At 48.9% G+C, this 17,857-nt stretch carries 18 protein-coding genes; 11 read left to right on the top strand and 7 right to left on the bottom strand.

Translation table 11 applies throughout. The annotated features are described in order from the left end of the window. Positions 1 to 321 precede the first annotated feature (321 nt). Entirely contained in the window at positions 322 to 840 is a 519-nt protein-coding gene (locus H6F51_11590; GenBank protein ID MBD1823119.1) for an NYN domain-containing protein, read from the top strand. A 148-nt stretch (positions 841 to 988) separates the two neighbouring features. After that, positions 989 to 2,599 (top strand): 2-isopropylmalate synthase, encoded by a 1,611-nt coding sequence (locus tag H6F51_11585; GenBank protein MBD1823118.1) that lies wholly within the window; start codon positions 989 to 991, stop codon positions 2,597 to 2,599. Between the two features lie 289 nt (positions 2,600 to 2,888). Here H6F51_11585 and H6F51_11580 read toward each other — a convergent pair whose 3' ends face one another. Beyond that, on the bottom strand, positions 2,889 to 3,443 hold the full coding sequence (locus H6F51_11580; protein ID MBD1823117.1) for a hypothetical protein: 555 nt from the start codon (positions 3,441 to 3,443) through the stop codon (positions 2,889 to 2,891). A gap of 348 nt (positions 3,444 to 3,791) precedes the next feature. Beyond that, positions 3,792 to 4,322 carry an SMC-Scp complex subunit ScpB gene (gene scpB, locus H6F51_11575; GenBank protein MBD1823116.1) on the bottom strand — a complete coding sequence of 177 codons (531 nt, stop codon included), beginning with the start codon at positions 4,320 to 4,322 and terminating at the stop codon, positions 3,792 to 3,794. A gap of 97 nt (positions 4,323 to 4,419) precedes the next feature. Here scpB and H6F51_11570 point away from each other — a divergent pair, with 97 nt between their 5' ends. From H6F51_11570 to H6F51_11550, 5 genes are all read left to right on the top strand, one after another. Continuing rightward, a complete protein-coding gene (locus H6F51_11570; GenBank protein MBD1823115.1) occupies positions 4,420 to 4,596 on the top strand; it encodes a DUF3285 domain-containing protein in 177 nt (58 codons plus the stop codon). Beyond that, positions 4,596 to 5,090 (top strand): rRNA maturation RNase YbeY, encoded by a 495-nt coding sequence (ybeY, locus tag H6F51_11565; protein ID MBD1823114.1) that lies wholly within the window; start codon positions 4,596 to 4,598, stop codon positions 5,088 to 5,090. Before H6F51_11570 ends, ybeY begins: the two co-directional genes overlap by 1 nt. Positions 5,091 to 5,257: 167 nt before the next feature. Next, on the top strand, positions 5,258 to 5,716 hold the full coding sequence (locus tag H6F51_11560) for a diacylglycerol kinase family protein (GenBank protein ID MBD1823113.1): 459 nt from the start codon (positions 5,258 to 5,260) through the stop codon (positions 5,714 to 5,716). 33 nt (positions 5,717 to 5,749) lie between these two features. Then, the gene (locus tag H6F51_11555; protein ID MBD1823112.1) at positions 5,750 to 6,346 is read left to right on the top strand and encodes an aminodeoxychorismate/anthranilate synthase component II; all 597 of its coding nucleotides are present in this window, start codon (positions 5,750 to 5,752) and stop codon (positions 6,344 to 6,346) included. 23 nt (positions 6,347 to 6,369) lie between these two features. Then, complete coding sequence (locus tag H6F51_11550) at positions 6,370 to 7,116, top strand: MBL fold metallo-hydrolase (protein ID MBD1823111.1); 747 nt, start codon at positions 6,370 to 6,372, stop codon at positions 7,114 to 7,116. Positions 7,117 to 7,221: 105 nt separating this feature from the next. Here H6F51_11550 and H6F51_11545 read toward each other — a convergent pair whose 3' ends face one another. Together H6F51_11545 and H6F51_11540 are read right to left on the bottom strand one after the other, a co-directional pair. Continuing rightward, entirely contained in the window at positions 7,222 to 10,533 is a 3,312-nt protein-coding gene (locus tag H6F51_11545; protein MBD1823110.1) for an efflux RND transporter permease subunit, read from the bottom strand. A gap of 4 nt (positions 10,534 to 10,537) precedes the next feature. Beyond that, positions 10,538 to 11,836: an efflux RND transporter periplasmic adaptor subunit gene (locus H6F51_11540; GenBank protein ID MBD1823109.1), complete on the bottom strand. Its 1,299-nt coding sequence runs from the start codon at positions 11,834 to 11,836 to the stop codon at positions 10,538 to 10,540. 217 nt (positions 11,837 to 12,053) lie between these two features. Here H6F51_11540 and H6F51_11535 point away from each other — a divergent pair, with 217 nt between their 5' ends. The 3 genes from H6F51_11535 to H6F51_11525 all read left to right on the top strand — a co-directional run bounded on the left by H6F51_11535 (position 12,054) and on the right by H6F51_11525 (position 14,416). Further along, positions 12,054 to 12,371, top strand: a complete 318-nt coding sequence (locus H6F51_11535) for a hypothetical protein (protein ID MBD1823108.1) — start codon at positions 12,054 to 12,056, stop codon at positions 12,369 to 12,371. 122 nt (positions 12,372 to 12,493) lie between these two features. After that, positions 12,494 to 13,144: a hypothetical protein gene (locus H6F51_11530; protein MBD1823107.1), complete on the top strand. Its 651-nt coding sequence runs from the start codon at positions 12,494 to 12,496 to the stop codon at positions 13,142 to 13,144. Positions 13,145 to 13,216: 72 nt separating this feature from the next. After that, entirely contained in the window at positions 13,217 to 14,416 is a 1,200-nt protein-coding gene (locus H6F51_11525; GenBank protein MBD1823106.1) for a sensor histidine kinase, read from the top strand. Positions 14,417 to 14,656: 240 nt separating this feature from the next. On the opposite strand, the gene H6F51_11520 is transcribed toward H6F51_11525, so the two are convergent. From H6F51_11520 to H6F51_11510, 3 genes are read right to left on the bottom strand one after another with little or no spacing between them, the layout of a single operon-like run. After that, the gene (locus H6F51_11520; protein MBD1823105.1) at positions 14,657 to 15,148 is read right to left on the bottom strand and encodes a YajQ family cyclic di-GMP-binding protein; all 492 of its coding nucleotides are present in this window, start codon (positions 15,146 to 15,148) and stop codon (positions 14,657 to 14,659) included. Positions 15,149 to 15,157: 9 nt separating this feature from the next. Then, positions 15,158 to 15,580 carry an MAPEG family protein gene (locus tag H6F51_11515; protein MBD1823104.1) on the bottom strand — a complete coding sequence of 141 codons (423 nt, stop codon included), beginning with the start codon at positions 15,578 to 15,580 and terminating at the stop codon, positions 15,158 to 15,160. A gap of 3 nt (positions 15,581 to 15,583) precedes the next feature. Beyond that, on the bottom strand, positions 15,584 to 16,090 hold the full coding sequence (locus H6F51_11510) for a DNA recombination-mediator protein A (GenBank protein MBD1823103.1): 507 nt from the start codon (positions 16,088 to 16,090) through the stop codon (positions 15,584 to 15,586). A gap of 176 nt (positions 16,091 to 16,266) precedes the next feature. Between H6F51_11510 and H6F51_11505 the strand changes: the two genes are divergently transcribed. Next, on the top strand, positions 16,267 to 17,718 hold the full coding sequence (locus tag H6F51_11505; protein MBD1823102.1) for a carotenoid oxygenase family protein: 1,452 nt from the start codon (positions 16,267 to 16,269) through the stop codon (positions 17,716 to 17,718). The last annotated feature ends 139 nt before the right edge of the window (positions 17,719 to 17,857 follow it).

Raw genomic sequence — 17,857 nt, 5'->3', positions numbered from 1 at the left:
AAAGCTGGTTCAAAATGTTAGGAAAACCCCTACAGTTTAGCGATAATTGCGCTCGATCGCGTCGGTCAACACCTGCGCTCTGGTTCTATCTCACCTTAAAACAGAGCGGATTTGTGTGGGGGCATCACGATGGCAGAGCGGACTAAGAACGGCTAGCTTGTATTTCTAAACGGAAAAGAGTTAGTTCCTGCTAGCGGATCGATGGCAGGTGATGAAAGGGCTGAAAGAGATCCTGCGATTTTTCAGTCCGCTCTCAGTTTTCCGTTGTTAAAATTAATTATTCTCATTTTTGCTTCTACAAATTCTAGGTCTTTAGCTTCTATGCATTACTCGATGAACCGTCTTTCTATTTTTGTAGACGGAAACAATATGTTCTATGCACAGCAAAAGAATGGCTGGTTTTTTGATCCCAAGCGCGTATTAGAACACTTCACAGCAGAAAAAAACGTTGAATTGATTAACGCCTACTGGTATACCGGATTGAAAGATCCCCAAGACCAGCGCGGCTTTCGAGATGCTTTGATCAGTTTAGGCTACACGGTGCGGACTAAAATTCTCAAGGAATATTACGACGATTCTTCGGGTCGATATTCGCAAAAAGCGAATCTTGATATTGAAATTGTGGTCGATATGTTTAATACCGTGGAGCAGTACGATCGCGTGATTCTGTTTAGCGGCGACGGTGATTTTGAGCGAGCGATCGAGCAATTGCGCTCGAAAAACACGCATATTACAGTCGTCTCAACCGAGGGGATGATTGCGCGGGAATTACGGAATGTCACCGATCGCTATATCGATCTCAACGATATTCGCTCCTATATTGAAAAAGCCGATTATTAGTCAAGCTTCTCTGACTCGACAAGGCAGCGTACTACAATAAGGGTTACAATCACGACAGAAATTCTTTTGTCGCTGTGTTCCAACGGTTTGGAAAGCGCAATTGAATTGATTGTTTCTTTACGACACATACACTACACCTAGTCGAGCTATGAACGCATCTCATTCCGATCGCATTCTGATTTTCGATACCACTCTGCGCGATGGCGAACAGTGCCCTGGCGCAACCCTGCATGTGGATGAAAAACTTACGATCGCGCGTCAGCTTGCTCGACTCGGTGTAGACATTATCGAAGCGGGGTTTGCTTTTGCCAGCCCTGGAGATTTTGAAGCGGTACAGAAAATCGCTCAAGCGGTTGGCACTCCAGACGGGCCTACGATCTGTAGCTTAGCCCGTGCAATTCCCGCAGACATCAAAGCGGCGGCTGAAGCGCTCAAACCTGCGGCAAAACCCAGAATTCACACCTTTATCTCCACTTCTGATATTCACCTGGAGTATCAACTGAAGAAATCCCGCGCGGAAGTATTGACGATCGCGCAAGAAATGGTCGCCTATGCGAAATCCTTCGTCGATGATGTAGAATTTTCGCCGATGGATGCGGCTCGGTCTGATCCCGAATATCTGTATCAAGTGCTAGAAGCCGCGATCGCCGCTGGTGCTAAAACGATCAACATTCCCGATACGGTCGGCTACATGACACCGAGCGAATTCGGTGACATGATTCGCGGCATTAAACAAAACGTTCCCAACGTCGATCAGGCTATCATTTCCGTTCACGGTCACAATGATTTAGGATTAGCCGTCGCTTGCTTCCTCGAAGCTGTGAAAAACGGAGCGCGTCAGCTTGAATGCACGATCAACGGCATCGGAGAACGGGCTGGAAATGCTTCACTTGAAGAACTGGTGATGGCGCTGCATGTGCGGCGATCGTACTTTAACCCTTACCTCGGTCGTCCGGCAGAATCCGAAGCGCCGCTTACCCACATCAACACCCAAGAGATCTACAAAACCTCGCGCATGGTGTCCAACCTGACAGGGATGTTGGTGCAGCCGAATAAAGCGATCGTCGGTGCCAACGCTTTCGCCCACGAATCTGGCATTCACCAAGATGGAATGCTAAAGAATCGGCAAACCTACGAAATCATGGACGCGAAAACGATCGGTCTAACCGATACGCTTTTAGTTTTGGGTAAACACTCTGGTCGTAACGCTTTCCGCTCTCGTCTGAACGAACTCGGATTTGAGCTAACCGACCAGGAAATCAACAAAGCCTTTGTCCGGTTCAAAGAACTTGCCGATAAGAAAAAAGAAGTCACTGATCGCGATCTAGAGTCGATCGTCAACGACGAAGTTCAACAAGTCCCCGACCTCTTCCGCTTGGAACTGGTTCAAGTCTCTTGTGGGAACACCACTTGCCCGACTGCAACCGTTCGCTTGATCAATCCTGACGGTCAAGAGTTGACTGATGCCGCAACCGGAACAGGCCCAGTTGATGCCGTTTACAAAGCGATTAACCGCGTCGTCAACGTCCCAAACCAACTGATCGAATTCTCGGTGCAGTCAGTGACAGCCGGAATTGACGCGATCGGCGAAGTCACGATTCGGTTGAAGTATGGCGATCGGATTTTCTCCGGGCACTCTGCCAACACCGATATCATCGTCGCGTCGGCACAAGCATACGTGAATGCGCTTAATCGCCTGTATGCGTCGTTGCAGATCACAGAGAACAAGCAAGCTGTCGCATCTCAAACCGCAAATTAGTGCATTTAGGCTAGAGTTTGGCGGTGCAGCTCCTCAGGCTGCACCGCCTTTTTTAACGTCAGTTCGACAGACCGTATTCGCTTCGATTGGAGAGTTGGGTTGCCCCCTAAATCCCCCACCAGTGGGGGACTTTGAAGGTTAAGAAACCGCTTCAATTTGGAGAATTGCTGTTTTCTAAGTCCCCCATTCTGGGGGATTTAGGGGGCAAGAAGCCGATTAAAACGAAGCAAGAAATTTTGTCGACCTCACGTTTTCTTAATCGTTTGAATTTGGTGTGTATTGCAATGACTTAGCCGCGAATTACGCGATAGCGAACCGCATACCTCCAGCTTGAATACCAACCGCCGCCACCTTTGAAGCCCCAAATTTGCAGAGATTCGCCATTCGGGATAGCCCATACCGGAAACTCGCGCAAGTGTTGACCGAGTTCATCATCCTGGTCGAGCGACATGATTCCGCCGATCGCGCTGATAGCAAAGGGCAAGATTGTACCCGCCGCCGCTGTGTAGGGATTGGGGATTGTTGCTAAACCAGAGGAAACTGCTTGACCAATCTTAGTGACGACTTCACCATGCTTCGACCAGTCTTTATTAGAATCCTCGTCAAAGGCGATTAGGGCAACTTTCAGAATTCGGTTTTCGGGCACATCCGCATCAAAGATTGTTCCACCGCCGATTCCGAATGCTTTAGTTTGTTTATCGTTGACCGAAATCGGACGAGTGAGAACTCCAGCAGAATTACCTCCATCAGAAACAGCTCCGGTGAGATAAAACTCGTCTGCACCCGTTACATCTTCGGTGTCGTAGCAGGTTACATCTTGTAAGACCACGCGAATTCTAGGCATTGTTTCTTTCTCCTAATCAAGGGTGTAATGAATGTTGCAAGTGAATGCGATCGCTCAAAGGTCAAGCAGAATCAATGGTTGAAACCTTTGCAGTGGGACGATCGCCGATTCCGAAACGTGAGCGAGAAACCAAGCTAGAACAATCACTGTCTCTGCGTTGTGTTTGTTGCTCACAAAAAATACTTCACACTCGAAGTATTGCATTCCAGGAGAAAGTGTCTAAATTTACAGATCTAAATATTGAACTGGATACGAAAACGCCGTTGACGTTCAAAAATCTGGTTTGAAGCAGGAAACCGCGATCGCACTCTAGACCGCGCTCACGCCAAGCGCTTTGAAGCTTAACGACTAAGACTCCGCTAAAACAGGCTCTTCTGGCAGTTCTTCCGGTTTTGGCTTCTTCTGAATCAACTGCCCAATATTTTGATTGATTTGAAAATACTGATGAAACTTATCCGTCACCTGTACCAGCGACGATCGACCGTCTGAATTCTTCCGCTTCCGCACAAATCCCATTTCCACTAACTCTGGAATGTGCTGATACACCCCAGAGCCACGAATCTCCACCAGTTCCGTTTGACTAAGCGGCCCTTTCAGCGCCACAACTGCCAAGGTTCTCAGCGCTCCCACTCCCAGATCGGCGGGGATCAGCGCATTAATCAAATTCTGATAAGTCTCTCTTAGCTGCAAACTGTAGCCCGACTCGGTTTCGGCAATTTCTAACGCACCGTCACGATGGGCATACTCCGACATCAGTTCCATCAGCGCTTCTTCGGTGGTTCGACGATCGCACCCCGCCAACTCGCACAACTGCGCGATCGTCAACGGTTGCGCTTTGAGATAGAGAATTGCTTCTAGAGTAGTCGTCAAACGAGACATGGGCAAAAAGAGCGCACAAGAATGACTAATAGAGTACCAAACTTCAGTCGAGGCGCTTCACTTGTTAAAGTGGAATTACCCTAAATTTCCTCAAATTATGAGCGATTCCCCCCAAACTCCCACCACAGAAGCGCCCCAAGAACCAAAGCCAAGCTACGTGAAATTGGCAATGCGAAACATGGTGCGCAAGCGCGGCAAATCGATCTTTCACTTTGCGCTGACCACGATCGGGCTACTCGGTACGCTAGTTGTTCTTTCGTACTTAACGCGGTAATGCAAATCGAAGTTAGCGTTCAGGATTGCTTTAATCAGGAACTCCCCATTCAGGCAGAAACCTGGGAAATTTGGTTCCGCAAGTGGCTGGAATTGCTCAAACCGACGCAAGAGGGACAACCTTTGCATCCACAGGAGCAGTATGAATTGAGCTTGCGATTGACCGACGATCGTGAAATTCAGTCGCTCAATCAGAATTACCGATCCAAAGATCAGCCAACGGATGTATTGGCGTTCGCGTCATTGGAGGTAGACTATCCGCAGTTCGATGAGTTAGACACAGAACCGCTCTATTTAGGAGATATTGTCATTTCGGTGGAAACTGCCGATCGACAAGCCTCGCCTCACACCTTGGAGACGGAACTCGCTTGGCTCGCTGCCCATGGACTGCTTCACCTGCTGGGCTGGGATCATCCCGACGAGACGAGTTTGCTGCGAATGTTGGATCAGCAACAGATTCTACTGAATGCAGTGGGATTAGAAGCAAAGCGTTGACTGTTATCGAGAAACTCTTTACGTTTGTCGTTTGAACGTTTATTTTTCAAATTCACGCTTTACGTTTGCTAACAGAGTTGTAATACTGTGTTGTGTAATCTGATGTGATCGTCGCGCCATCAGGGTACTGATATCGTATCTCTACTGGTGGTTCACCTGGTTTGCGTATGTCCCAAGAATTTCCCACTCAGTCCCCCAAGCGTTCAAAAGTTGTCCCGCTCGTCAAGCCAGAACGGGATCTGGCTTGGCAGGTGGCTCCAACTCTGCTGACCAGTTTTCGCTATGCCTGGATGGGCATTAGCTATGCGCTCAGAACGCAGCGAAATTTTAGAATTCACGTTTGTCTTGGGTCGATCGCGATCGGATTAGGACTTCTACTCAAAGCAACGGTCGTCGAACTTGCGGTGATCGGCTTGACGATCGGACTCGTCTTGGCGATGGAATTGCTCAATACGGCGATCGAATCGGTGGTCGATCTTACAGTGAAGCAGACCTATCACGAATTAGCGAAAGTCGCGAAGGATTGCGCGGCGGCGGCGGTGCTTGTGGCAGCGATCGCAGCCGTTCTCGTCGCGGGCTGCATTTTGTTTCCCAAACTTTGGCTGGTGCTACAAGTGATTCTCTGAGAAACTGAGAAAGCGCACCTCAAGGCATTTCTCATGATTTTAGTGATTGATAACTACGACAGCTTTACTTACAATCTGGTGCAATATTTGGGCGAATTGGGTGCAGAATTCGCGATCGCCTCAGATATTCAGGTGTACCGCAACGATCAAATTACGCTTGACCAGGTTCGAGAATTAAAACCGGATGCGATCGTTATTTCCCCTGGCCCTGGACGACCCGAAGATGCCGGAATTTCGATGGAGTTGATTCGGCAGTTAGGCACAACCACCCCAATTTTAGGCGTATGTCTCGGACATCAAAGCATCGGGCAGGTTTTTGGCGGTGATATTGTTTCGGCTCCAGAATTGATGCACGGAAAAATCTCAGCCGTAAAGCATACAAATGTGGGCGTATTTGAGGGACTCGACAATCCGATGACCGCGACTCGGTATCATAGTCTGGTGATCGATCGAGCAAGTTGCCCAGCAGTGCTAGAGATTACCGCCTGGGTCGAGGATCAAACGATCATGGGCGTTCGGCATCGTGAGTATCCGCACATTCAGGGCGTACAGTTCCACCCCGAAAGCGTTCTCACGACTTCTGGAAAACAACTGCTGCGGAACTTTTTGCGATCGATTGGCGATCAATAATGCAAATTCTGGTGTGAGGAAGTATGAAACGCAGGCAGTTTATTCAATTTGCGGGCGCGGGATTGGCAGCAAGTTTGACCGCCACGCCCCTACGGGCGCAGTCTGGCGGACTGTCAGTGCGCTATCTCGGTCATATGTGCTTTCTGTTCACCGGAAGCGGACAACGAATTTTAGTCAATCCATTTCGCGCTCAGGGCTGTACAGCCGGGTATCGTCTGCCGAACGTGGCTACAGATTTGGTGATGATTAGCAGCCAGATTTTAGACGAAGGCGCGATCGATGTTGTCCCTGGTAATCCGAAGCTGTTGTTTGAAGCAGGCGCGTATAACGTCGGTGGGTTGAAGATTCAGGGGGTAGCGACGGAGCACGATCGCGTCGGCGGCAGACGCTTCGGACGCAATATTGCATGGCGCTGGTCGCAGAGCGGCTTAAATTTGGTGCATTTAGGCGGAACTGCCGCACCGATCACATTAGAGCAGAAGATTTTGATCGGTTCGCCAGATGTACTATTTATCCCAGTTGGCGGCGGTGCGAAGGCTTACGATCCGCAAGAGGCAAAGCAAGCCATTCAAATGCTCAATCCCAAAATAATTGTGCCGATGTATTATCGAACGGCGGCGGCGAAGGGTGAGTGTGATATCGGCGGGCTGGATGCGTTCTTGAGCGCAATGAGCGGAACTCCTGTGCGAAGAGGTGGAAATTCACTGTCGTTGAGTAGAGCGAATCTGCCGAAGCAAGGCTCAGCGATTCAGGTGATGACGTACAGCTAGAGGGGCGCTTTTGTCCGATTGGTTTTGCCCCTAGCTCCGGCGATCGTCCTGAACGACAAGCCGTAGAATAGGGACACATCATCGATCGGACATCTTAACGGTGAGCTAAGACACGCCATCCTGAGAGACTTTGGAAATAGACGAAATAGGCTCTTCAACTCTGGGCAACGATCGCTGCCGTCGAGATTTGAAGTGGAATCCGCCATCTGTCCATCGATGCAGCAGCACATAGAAGCACGGAATGATGAACAGTGTGAGCAATGTCGATAAAGATAGTCCAGAGAACACCACAACACCCAAAGGCTGAAGAAATTCGCTACCTTCTCCCAATCCCAGCGCCAACGGGAAGATCCCTAAAACAGTGGTGACAGTCGTCATTAGAATTGGGCGTAACCGTTCGGGTGCGGCTCTAAGAATTGCCGATCGGCGATCGAGTCCTTCATCGTTGTAAATTTCATTCGCAGTTTCTACCATGATGATCGCATTGTTCACCACAATGCCCACGAGTAGGACTGCACCGACAATCACCGTTGCACCGATCGCAGTATTGGTTACGAATAGCCCAATAATGCCACCGGATAATGCAAGCGGAATCGTGAACATAATCACCAGTGGATCAATCAGTGAGTTGTATTGCACTGCCATTACCACAAACACGAGAAACGCCGCTAAACCACCCAACACCGGTAAAGCACTTTGAAGCTGTTGATTGCTTGCAGCCGCACTACTGGGTAAGCGAGAAATTCCGTCCGGAAGTTGAACCTTTTGAAGAATGCGATCGACTTCCGCCAAAGCATCTCCCAAATTTGCACCCTCATTCAAGGTGCCAGCAATTTGGAACACTTGCCGTTGATTGATGCGCTGGATTTGCCCCGGTGCGCGTCCGGTGCGAATAGTTGCCACATCACCGAGGCGAACTAATTGATTGTCGTCAGTAAACAATGGAATCTGCTCAACTTGTGACGCATTTTGAATCGCTGCTTCATTCAGTTCGACCCGAACATCCACCAGGCGATTCCCGCGCTGGATCTGAGTTGGGATGGAACCTTCGATCGCAGTCTGAATGGTTTCTCCGACTGCTAGTGTGTTGAGTCCGAGTTCTGCGGAACGTTCGCGATCGCGCTCAATCTGAATTTCTGGCTGACGCTGATCCGCATCTGGGCGATATCGGGCGAGTGTTGACTGAGATAATGCCCCTAAAACTTGCCGCCCTGCTGCTTCTAATTGATCAAGATTCTGTCCCTGCAAAATCACATCAATTTCTGCACCTCGAACTGGGGAGTTGTTCAAAATCAAGCCCCGCACCTGTCCCGGACTGACCCGGAGAAGAATGTCTACTAAATTAAGCCTGCGAAATTCATCATTGATCTTTTCAACAAACTTCTCGACATCTGTACCGGACTTCAGGGTGATGTTGCTCGAAGCACGGAGAGGGTTCTCAGACGTATTGTTGCCAAACAGAAAGCCACCCACCGTCGTAAACACATATTCAGTTTCCGGTTGAGCTTGCAGAATTTTATCAACTTCCTGCATAACTTTTTGGCTGGTTGCGATCGGCGTTCCCGGTGGAAATTGAGCGAATAGATTTGCTTGTCCGGTACTAATTCGCGGCAAGATTTCTTGTGGAATTCGTCCCGCCATCCACAAACCGCTACCGCCGAGAAGCAGAAATGCCAGCACGATCACAAGGAGCGGTTTGCGGGTCGCTTTAGCAAGCAACCCTGCATAGCGTCGGGTTCCACCTGTTAAACGCTGATCAAACTGACGAAACACCCAAAAGCGATTCACCCGACTCGACCAGCGAATCGCTAACAATCGCGATGCTAACATCGGCACGACAGTCACTGCGACCAGCAACGAAGCCGCAACCGCAAAGCAAATCGTTAAGATCAACTCGTTAAACAATAGGGAAATAAAGCCGCCAACTAAGATAAACGGCAAGACTGAAACTAAGTTTGCGCCGGTTGCCGCAACGAGCGAGGACTCGACCTCACGACTACTCTCTTCAACTAAATCGATCGCTGCTCCAGTTCCTTGCGTCGCTAACCCTGCTGTGCCTCCCTGCCCGTCAGCCTTTTTATCGATATTTTCCAGAATGACAACCGAAGTATCCACAGCTTGACCGATACTGATCGCTAACCCTGCCATGCTAAAGATATTCAGCGAAAAACCGCTGAGTCTCATTACCGCGATCGCAATTAATGTACAGAGTGGAATCGTTAGTGAAATGATAAAAGTCTGTCTGAGTGAGCCTAAAAATAATAAAACCGAAAACGCTGCGAGTGCTGCTCCTGATAACGCTGCTTCGGTGACGCTGTTGAGCGATGCTTGAATAAAGGTCGATTCGTCTAAGGTTGAAAGAAGCTGCATCTCTTGCGGAATCACACCTGATCGACGTAGTTCTTCAATCCGTCGCTTCACACCTTGAACGACTTGAATCGTGTTCGCATCGGGTTGTTTCTGAATACTTACTTTTACCGCAGGCTGACCATTCAAGTTTACGAATACGCGCTGCTTCTGAGTGCCATCGTTAACTTCGGCAAAATCACGCAGATAGACGCGATTGGACGGTGGTGGTGCTGTTGGTTGTGTTGCAGAAGATGTTGTAGTTGGTGTTGTCGATTCTGTGGTGGTCGATTGATTTTCAGATTGGAAGGACAGATTCTGAATCTCTGCCGCGTTTTTGAATCGTCCGATCGTTCGCGTCAGCGGTTCAGAATTTTTGCCTAAAATTCGACCCCCGGAAATATCCTGGTTCGTTTCTTCTAGCTCTTGTAAAACGCTATTCAAACCTACGCCAAGTGCCTGCAATCGATCGAGATCTACGATTACCCGAACTTCTTCCTCTACGCCTCCAGAGACATCAACTGCGGCAACTCCTTCAACGACTCCTAATTCCCGTGCCAATTCTTCATCGGCAAACACGCGCAAATCAACCAGCTTAGAGGAAGGAGCCGTCACCGCAAACTCGTAAACCGGAAGCTGAGACGGATCAACTTTAAAGAGCGTGGGTTCCTCGATCGTATCCGGCAAGTTCCCCCGCGCTCGGTTAAACGCTGCCGTCGCATCATTCAGCGCCTGGTCAATATTTCCTCCCGGTTGAAAGAACAGATCTACGCTGACTTGTCCTTCGCGAGTTTGTGAATAAACCTGAACGACACCTTCTGTTGCAGACAGCGCTTCTTCAAGTGGACGAGTCACCTCATCGACTGCCACATCCGGCGAGATTCCGGGCGATCGCACCCGCACCCCAATTCGGGGATAGGTAATCGAAGGCAGCAAATCAACTTGTAGACTCGATAGAAAATAAACGCCAAGCACGACCACAGTGAGCGTTAGCATCAGGGTCGCAATGTGTCGCCGAATCGCGATTGAGCTAATACTAAAGCCACGCGACGGAGGATTCTGCACTGTCATGTTTCTATCCTTGCGATAAAATGCTCAACCGAACTGGCGCACCCGCCTCTAACTTGCCACTGCTGCGAACCACAAACGATTCACCCGCATTCAAGCCTGATAAAACTTCGACTTGCCCGTTTACCCGTTTGCCAAGCTGCACTTGTCGGGGGCTGACTGTGGCTTGCTCCCCCGATCGAGTCACCACATAGATCGTGGCGGACTTGGGTGGCTCTTGATTTTGATCAGATGATTGCTGCGGTCTTTGTCCGATTTGCGTGGCTGTCTCTGGAACCACTACTTGCCGAGCGTTTCCGGTTTGGAAACTGACTCGCGCTAACAATCCGCTGCCAATTCTGCCATTGGGATTTGGAATGGTAACTTCAACTGGAATCAATCGCGCTCGTGTTTCTGCGGCAGGTGAAATTCGCGTGACTTCTCCGGTGATCGTCTGATTCGGTAGCGCGTCTAACCGAACTTGCGCTCTCTGCCCCACTCGAATATTCGCAAACTCTCGCTCTGAAACCTGCACCTCTACTTTCACTTGATTAAAATCACCCAGTCGCAGCACTTCAGTTCCCGGTTGAGCTAAGTTTCCGGGTTCCGTTGGACGCGCTAGCACTGCGCCATTCACCGGAGAGGTGAGAACACTGTAAGACTGACGTTCACGCTCTTGATTGACGATCGCTTGCTGTACCGTAATTCGCCTAGCTGAAGCGGTAACGGCTTGCTGCCGATTTCCGACTTGTTTTTCTGCCGATCGTAATGCTTGTTCTGCGGTTCCGACACGGGTTCTAGCCGTTTCCGTTTGTTGCTCTGAAATTGCACCCTGACGAAACAATTGCGCTTGTCTCTGATAATCCGATCGCGCTTGCTGCAATTCTAATCGTGCTCGTTCGACCTGAGTTCGAGCTTCTTCAACTTCTGCTTGTAAGCTCGCAACCTCCGATTCTCGCGCTGCAACTTCGGCTTCGGCTTGAGCAACAGATGAGTTGGCGATCGTGCCGTCTAACTGAGCCACAACCTGACCTGCCCGCACCGAATCCCCCACATTCACCGTAATATCTGTAATTCTGCCTTCGGCCTGCGATCGTAGCGAAACCTCACGAAAGGGGCGAGTCGTTCCCGTATAGCTGCGGTCTTCTGTTAAAGCACTCAGTTCCGCCACCGCAGCATCCACTGCAACCGCTCCTCCTTGCTGATTCTGGCGATTGGGCTGTTGCTGAGCGTCGCTAGATGGAATCAGATTACAGCCACTTAGAAACAGCACACCAGCGAGTCCGAGATGGCTGAGCGTCAATCGGGCAGAAGTCGGAAGTCGCATGATTACAGATCAACGCAGGGCAGGTAACCGTTTCACTGTATAAAGATTTGTGTGCGAAATGTATCAATCCAAAGACTGAGTTAGATGAAATTGCTAGGAATTCAGGCGATCGCCTATCTCCCTCATAAGGAAGACGAATTCTAAGGACAGATTGCAAGAATCGAGACAGGTGTGAGGCAATTGTGAAAATTTTTTACAAAACCTAGGATGATCAATTATGGCAGACTCGATTAAAACGATTGATGTCGATACCACGATTTCGGCACTTCAGGGCGGACTGACCTCGATTCCGATCGAGCAAGCGATTGCAGCGATCGAAAGTTGGCAACAGCAGCTTCAAGGCACTGATCTATCAGAAGATCTCGGCGCTCTCAAAGCAGCCTTGGCAGATGGCGATGTTGCTGCAATTTCAGAGATTCTGATGGATTTGGGTGAAGATACTTCGGAAGCCGCAGCCGATGCGACTGGAGACATCGCAGTTAAAGTCGAGCAGTTGGGCGAATTATTGATGCAAGCGGGCGAATCCTTAGCATAAAAGCGCCTGCGGGTCAGGCATCTCGCTCGGACTTGAGTAATTTTGAGAACGAGCAAGATGCCTGTCCCACCGTCATTCGAGGTAACTTAGAAGCTCACAAGCAAATGGATAAGGAGCAGGGAATGCTACGAAAACTAGGCTTATGGATGATATGGTTTGGATTTATTATCTATGTGCTGTGGTTTGCTCCACCTCTGCGCTCTAACTTGCTACAGCCCATTCAAACGTTGTTATCAGGACAGATTCCGCTACTCAATCCGGTGGTCGTGTCGATATTCAGCATGGTTGGAATCTGGCTACTCATCTATAGCTGTCTAATCTTTGCTGATGGTAGAACGCAGCGAATTCCAGCTTGGGCGTTTGTGCTAGGGTCGATCGCATCAGGTGTGCTTGCGTTGATTCCTTATCTTGCACTGCGCGAACCGAATGAACAGTTCTCAGGCGAAAAAGATCCCTTACTCTCGGTGTTGGATGCGCGATCGACAGGTATCGTTCTGACCATCAGTACTCTGGTATTGCTATTGTTCGCGATTCTATTTGGCGACTGGGGCGCTTTTATTCAATCCTTTCTAACTGATAAATTTATTCACGGCATGACGCTGGCAGTTTTACTATTTACGCTATTGTTTCCCTATCCAACCTTGCTGAGTGATGATATGGCGCGACGGGGATTAATGCAGCAATCTCAGTTCTTTTGGGTCATTGCGCTTGTTCCGCTATTTGGCCCCCTTGCCTATCTGTGCCTACGTCCAAACATTCCTGCTTTGAAGTAACTTTCACTCGCATGATAGATTAATTTCGATAGCCTTTTTGGTGATAATTCTCAAAGCTTTCTAACCGTTGCTATGCAGGATTTTAGCCAACTGCTGAAAGATAACATCGATCGCATCAAGCAAAACTGGGCAGATGCGGTAGGAAACGATCGCCACATTCGCAGTGCAGCGACTATAAATCGAACTGCGATCGAGGATCACATCGAGGATGTGTTGATAGCAATGGCGATTACAATGTCGCAAACAGCAGCCGATGATGATGAGACAGTTGCAAAAGCAAGTATTTCTCATGGTGTCCTGCGTGCGGCGCAAGGCTTTGACCCCAGCGAAATCGCCCAAGAGTACCATCTCTTACGCAAAACGATTTTCGACTGTCTTCGCACCGAGCTACTCACAGGCACGTCTGAAGAAATTTTTCGTGCAGTCATGGTGATTGATACGGTGATCGACCTTGCGATTTCAAAATGCTTCAAAAGCTATGTTGCTGAACGGTTAGATGAATTGGAACAAGTGCGAAGCCAACTCAGCATGACCGTTACCGAGCTGAAGCGATTAGCACGATCGAGTGAAGATAATCTCTCTATTCTCGCTCACGAACTGAAAACACCGCTCACTTCGATTATTGGCTATGCAGATTTGTTCTTACGGCAGTCTCGACAAGAACAAGCACGAGATTCTATCGCTAGCTTAGAACATGTCGAGAAAGTATTACGGGGTGGACGACGATTGCTGCGTCTGATCAATGATGCGCTCGATCTCTCGCGCTATGAAGCTGGAAAAATGCAGGTGATCCCCGAAGTGATCGACCTGCCTGCTTTGATTCAAGCTGTTCTAGAAGTCATCCAACCTTTGGCAAACGATCGTGGCTTGCAATTGATCACTGAACTGGATCAAGCTCCAGCCGAAGTCATCACTGACCCTTATCGGTTGCAGCAAGTCATTGTCAATCTAGTTAGTAATGCGGTGCGCTATACCGAATTTGGCAGCGTCACGATCACCAGTCGCACTTTAGCCAACGATCGCTGGGCGATCTCTGTGACGGATACGGGAATTGGGATTGATCCAGAAGATCAGATCAGACTGTTTGCTCCGTTTGAGCGCGTTGGTACGATGCGATCGCCTGATAGTACCGGATTGGGCTTGGCGATCGTGGCTCGTCTCGTGGAACTCTTGAAAGGCAATATTTATCTTTCCTCCCAACCCCAAGAAGGATCAACCTTTACAGTGATTTTCCCGCTAGAAATTCAAGACGTAATCGAATCCAATGACTAATATTCAACATCCCCCAGAATTGGCGATCTTTAGCTTGTACAAATAGGTCGATCGATCTGCGATGGCTGAGATCTTTCGCCCCCTAAATCCCCCATTCTGGGGGACTTTGAAGAAAAAAGAGTGTTCTAATGCAATGATTTCTTCAAGTTCAAAGCCCCCCAATTTGGGGGATTTAGGGCGCTGAAGCCGATGGCAACGAAGCGGAAAAAAGATGGATGTATACGGCAGAAACTCCACAACCTATCGGTAGTTTGTAAACTGCAACGCCACCGGAAAATCTTCTTGCTTCATCCGTTGCATCACCACTTGCAAATCATCTTTTGATTTTGCCGAAACGCGCACTGCATCGCCTTGAATCGAGCCTTGAACCTTCTTGTATTCATCGCGAATAATTTTGGTAATTTGCTTTGCGATGTCCTGGCTAATTCCTTTTTTCAGCTTAATTTCTTGCCGAACGCGATTTCCACTCGCGGACTCAATCTTACCGTAATCAAAAATTTTCAGCGATAAATTGCGCTTTGCTGCTCGCTGCTGCATTAGAGTATGCACCGCATCCAGCGTAAATTCACTATCGGTATTAATTGTGATCGTATCCGCACCGAGTTCGATCTCCGTTTTCGTGTCTTTGAGATCGTAGCGACTCTGGACATCGCGCTTGGTCGTATCGATCGCGTTGACCAATTCTTGGCGATCGAAGTCGCTAACAATATCAAACGAAAAAGTAGAAGCCATAAGCAATAATTAAAGCGTGCTGATCAAGCTTAATCCGATTAGCGTAAAGCTGCAAATCGAACCAATTCCGAACATCAGCGATCGCAAAGTTGGAATGTTCAAAATATAAAAAACCGGAAACAAAAATCGTGCAGTAATCCACACGATCGCCGCCCATCCTGCGATTTCAGAAGTCTGATTGGTGACATACGCCATCAGTGCAGCCGCAGCAAAAATCGGGAAGGCTTCGAGGGCGTTTTGGTGGGCCCAGGTTGCGCGTTTTGCATAGTCTGGAAGCTTGTCAAACGCAGCGCGAGGAGCCGCCATGATCTCTTTGCTGTAGCCGATTTGCACTCGTCCGTATGCCACGACCAAAAACGGTAAGTAAATCCACACGACCGCAACGGCGATCGCAATCAACAGCAGACTTGGAACAGAGAGTCCAAACAGCATAAGTTAATCAAAATAGAACAGGGTCACAACTTTACGCTGATCTTCGGCATCGCGGCAGGTTTGCAGCAAGGTATGGCTGTCGTGGAACGCAAACGAAATCAATTGCTGACAGCGCGAAATAATTTCCTGGTTACACAGCGCACTCGCTTCACCCAATGATAAAGAATTATTCTCTGGGCATTCAACCAGGTGCATCACCGTTTCAAGCTGCTCACGCGATTCGCGCGGCTGGCGATCGAGTCCTTGCGGCAAAATCACCGTCAGCATCGATGGATCAGCCCGTAGCGCTCCCCGAATCGCGGCGAAATTGGTTCCCGTAGAACCGGAAGTGATAATCCGATTCCCTTCTAGCACTAGGGCATAGGTCATCAGTTCGATCAAGGTTTGATGCGTAATCGGAACGTGACGCGATCCCAAAATCGCGATCCGCTTCGACCCTGTTTGCTGAATCGTGGCAAGTTCTTGTAGAAAATCGTCTACCTTGGGTAGATCATCGATCGATTGGCTCAAAGGATGTACATCTAGTTGACAACGCCGTTCATTGTATCAGACAGTCCCGACATCGGAGTGATTTGCATACAGTTCTAGAACTTGATTCTGCCAAAGAACAAGGCTGTACGATTGTATTAGGGACACACGACATTCTGTCGAACTCAAAGACAGAAGATCGTTAAATTGAGAGAATTATGGTAGCTGCAACACGAACAGGTTTTCCTGCGCCAGAGGCATCGTACACCTGGAATCAATCAGTCTTACATACAGCAAAAGGATTTGCGCCAACAACACTTCCGCTCCTTTCTGGTGCAATTCCCGCAGGATTACGCGGTTCTTTGTATCGCAATGGCCCAGCTCGATTAGAGCGGGGTAACACTCGCGTTGGACATTGGTTTGATGGCGATGGTGCAATCTTGAGAGTGCATTTTGATCAAACAGGCGCAACAGGTGTGTATCGCTATGTTGAAACGCCAGAATTTCTCGACGAAGAACGCGCTGGACGGTTGATGTACACCGGATATGGAATGTTGCCACCCGGAGGACTGATCGATCGCTTCACTAAAGGATTGAAGAATGCGGCGAATACTTCGGTGTTAGCGTTGAACGATCGACTCCTCGCACTTTGGGAAGGCGGACATCCTTATGCGCTCGATCTCGAAACCCTCCAAACCCGCAGCCTTGATAATTTGGGAGGCTTATCCGATTCGCTGCCATTTTCCGCACATCCAAAACGCGATCCGCAGACAGGCGATTTTTATAATTTCGGAGTCAGCTTCGGGAAAGATACGATTCTCAATCTGTACCGCATAGATGCCAACGGCAAGCTACAACAACAGGACAGTCACAAATTAGATGGAGTTCCGCTGATTCATGATTTTGTCATGGCAGGACAGTATCTCTTGTTCTTCATTCCGCCTGTGCGAGTAAATCCGTTGCTGTTGTTAACTCGGCTGAAGAGTTTTAGCGACTCGTTTGACTGGAAACCAGAGAAAGGAACTCAGGTCTTGGTGTTCGATCGTCAAACTCTAAAACTGATTAGCCAAGGCGAAACCGATCCCTGGTATCAATGGCACTTTGGCAATGCTTGCGTCGATCGTGATGGAAACGCTGTGGTTGATGTGATTCGTTACGCTGACTTCAACACAAACGAATATTTCAGACAAGTGGCAACCGGAAAAACTCAGACATCAGCACGATCGACACTCTGGCAAATTCGAGTTAATCCACTCACTGGAAAGGTGTTGGAGCAGCAGGAATTGCTCGATCGACATTGTGAATTTCCAGTTGTCAAACCCGTAGAGGTTGGGCAATCCTGGCAACAGACCTATCTTTCGCTGCATCGTCGGAATGCCGATGCAGCGAAAGAAATCTTGGGCGTGATCGCTCGATTTGATCAAAAAACCGGAGCATTGGTTGAAGCAGATTGCGGTGAGAATTGCTACCCGATGGAGCCGATTTACGCACCGGACGCGATCGATGCCAATCAAGGTTGGATTATCACCGTTGTTTACGATGGCAATCGCGATCAGAGTGAAGTTTGGGTTTTCGATAGCGATCGTTTAAACGATCAGCCTGTGTGTCGATTAGGCTTACCCGAAGTGATCCCGATCGGCTTTCATGGAACGTGGAAGTCCGCAACTTAAGGTTTGCTTCAGGTTCGTACCTCATTCAACCACCCAACAAATGTGGCAAATCTCAATTTTCTCAAAGTCCCCCACTCGTGGAGGATTTAGGGGGCAATCAGCCGATCAACCCGAAGCAAAACTTTCGCCAACCCTAAGC

Source organism: Cyanobacteria bacterium FACHB-DQ100 (genome assembly GCA_014695195.1).
In the GTDB taxonomy this organism is placed as follows: Bacteria; Cyanobacteriota; Cyanobacteriia; order Leptolyngbyales; family Leptolyngbyaceae; genus Leptolyngbya.
This window is presented reverse-complemented; position numbering and strand designations above follow the sequence as displayed.